Raw genomic sequence first — 2,743 nt, forward strand, 5'->3', positions numbered from 1 at the left:
TGTCAACTGTCAACTGTCAACTGTCAACTGTCAACTGTCAACTGTCAACTGACTATAACGTTTTAATTTGTTCGATCGCCCAATTAAACGTCTCCATAACTTGCTGGAGGGCAAATTCGTCTTCCAAAGTAGATAAAGCCAGACTCGGCGACCTTCTCTCGCCCGGTTCTGTAGGTAGCGAGAGACCGATCGAACTTAGCTTATTTCTCAATTCCAGCCAATTTTGTTCTGCATTAAATGGCGGTTGGGAACCGTAATTGTCAGCAGAAATCTCCATTCTGCCAGCAATATCTACAGTGAATAACTGATATGGTTTTCTACCCCTGTGATGCAATTGAGCAGCGAAACCGCCGTAGGTGTCCCCCGTTCCCCAATGGATTTGAATTTCGGGTTCTTGACTTTTCGCCCAAAGGTATATGGCTCTTGCAATTTGCGCCTCGTCCGCGCCTTGTCTGGCTTTGATTTCCCCAAAAAATGACGATTCATCCCAGCGCCTTCTTTCGCGCATTGCGTTGGATTTTTTATGCTGTGCTTCGGCTGTCTGACCGATAACTCTGGGAACCAAAGTTCTCAAACCGTCTTCACTTACATATTGCTTAATTTCCAGGGCCAACACTTCAACCGGGTCCATTTGTTCGTTGAGAAATTCCACAACTCGGCGCATTTCAGCGGAAATCTCGTCTGCTACAAATACTAAGCGAATTTTACCGGCTTGCAAATTAGTTTTAACTTTCTGCCAAAATAGGTCTTCATTAGCATCCGCACCGAGAAACTCTTCAAAAATCTGTTCGGGATCGCGACCCCGATCGCGACAATTGGCTTCAAACAAAGCAATAATTGAATCTATTGGCCAATAAACCAACGCATTAGCAGCATAGTCGATCGACTGACCCAAAACTTTTTGCCGGAGTGCAGCATTAGGAGTGCGCCTGACATCCACCAAAGTAGGAACTGCATTTTGGTCGATAAACAAGCGATCCAGCGACCACTGGACGGCTGTTTCCTCATCGGTGGGGACTGCTGCTTCCCGCGAAATTAGCAGCCATTTCCGCGCCGTCGCCCGATCGATTTGGTCTCCGGCGATCAGATTAGGATAAGTTACAAGCAAGTCTTGTAACTGGTCTTCCGAATCATAGGGCTGTTCCATCATTTCTACCAGCCTGTCGTCGTCCTGAATCAGATAAATACCTCCAGCCATGCACATCCACCTACTTAATATTAGATTTTAGATTTTAGATTTTAGAATTCAGGCTTAGTTATTAGTCAGTTGACAGTTGACAGTTGACAGTTGACAGTTTTCAGTTGTCATACCATTTTTTTAAAGTTATGACAGACTTTCGTCAAAAGGTAAAGGAGATTACCAGAAAGAATTGGTTGAAAGCCCCAAGTCTTTTAGGGAGAAATTAAAATCAGACTATTGATTACTCCAATACTCGGACTTTTAGGTAGAGGTCGCTCTCAAACTGTCAAGCCCTCAACTGTCAACTGTCAACTGTTGAAAATGCCCGGTCGTCATCGAGCTCTATCGCATCTTTAGAAAAATGGTATCAGTAGTCAGTAGTCAGTAGTCATTGGTCATTAGTCATTAATCATTAGTCATTAGTCAATGACTTGACAAGGCGCAAGGCATTAGTCATTGAGCATTCTTCATAATTAAACAATTAAAGAAAAATTGGGAATTCAAGAATTTTCCTTGTTTGTCAATTCCACAAAAAACTCCTTCTGACTGATGACTAATGACTAATGACTAATCACCAATGTCAACTGTCAACTGTCAACTGACAACTGACAACTGACAACTGACAACTGACAACTGACAACTGTCAACTGTCAACTGACTACTGACAACCAGTAAATACTCGTTGTGCCGGCCCAGTCATGTAAATCCGGCCAGAAACTTCTGCCCATTCGATTTCCAAAACGCCGCCGGGGAGTTCAACAGCAGTTGTTCGATCGCACTTTCCGACCAACACCCCAGCCACCACAGCAGCACAAGCACCAGTCCCACAAGCTAGAGTAACACCTGCGCCTCTTTCCCACACCCGCATTTTTACGTAGTCCCGTCGTATCACTTGAATAAATTCGGTATTTATACGCTGCGGGAAGGCAGGGTGGTGCTCGAATTGAGGGCCGAGATTTTCCAAAGCCACAGCCGAAACATCCTCTACAAAGGTAATGCAGTGAGGATTTCCCATGCTGACGCAGGTAACAGACCAAGATTTGTCAGCAACTTCGATCGGCACATCTATCACTTTGGCATCTGGTGCGGTCAAAGTTGTCGGAATTTCCGCAGCCAGCAACCGGGGAAGTCCCATATCCACCTTAACCTGACCGTCCGATCGCAATTCGGGGCTAATCACACCCGCCAGAGTGTGGATGCGATACTCAGTTTTCGCCTTCTCACCTTCCAAATCGGCGATAAACTTAGCCAAACAGCGAATCCCGTTGCCACACATTTCCGGTTCCGAACCGTCAGAGTTAAAAATCCGCATCGTATAGTCAGTGCCGTTTTGACCGGGAAGAGCAAAAATCACGCCGTCTGCGCCGATCCCAAAATGTCGATCGCACATGGACACAGCTTGTTCTGGTGTTAAAACTGGTTCTGAGGAGTGGCGGTTGTCAATCAGAATAAAATCATTGCCCAGTCCGTGATACTTCGCAAACTCGATCGGCATAAAAACAAACCTCTGTTGACAGTTGACAGTTGACAGTTGACAGTTGACAGTTGACAGTTGACAGTTGA

Annotated in this window: 2 protein-coding genes; both read right to left on the reverse strand. The window is 45.4% G+C overall.

The window, feature by feature from the left end:
- Positions 1-52: 52 nt before the first annotated feature.
- Positions 53-1,198, reverse strand: coding sequence for a hypothetical protein (locus QT974_RS33230; protein ID WP_333472623.1), 1,146 nt, complete (start codon positions 1,196-1,198; stop codon positions 53-55).
- Between the two features lie 640 nt (positions 1,199-1,838).
- Positions 1,839-2,675: a diaminopimelate epimerase gene (gene dapF, locus QT974_RS33235; protein ID WP_333472624.1), complete on the reverse strand. Its 837-nt coding sequence runs from the start codon at positions 2,673-2,675 to the stop codon at positions 1,839-1,841.
- Between the last annotated feature and the right edge of the window lie 68 nt (positions 2,676-2,743).

The sequence above is a fragment of the Microcoleus sp. BM001215392 genome (assembly GCF_036700185.1).
Lineage (GTDB): Bacteria > Cyanobacteriota > Cyanobacteriia > Cyanobacteriales > Microcoleaceae > Microcoleus.

Bases quoted from the DNA above. Each gene is read 5' to 3' on its own strand.
- dapF (WP_333472624.1), bottom strand. From the start codon at position 2,675: ATGCCGATCGAGTTTGCGAAGTATCACGGACTGGGCAATGATTTTATT.
- QT974_RS33230 (WP_333472623.1), bottom strand. From the start codon at position 1,198: ATGGCTGGAGGTATTTATCTGATTCAGGACGACGACAGGCTGGTAGAA.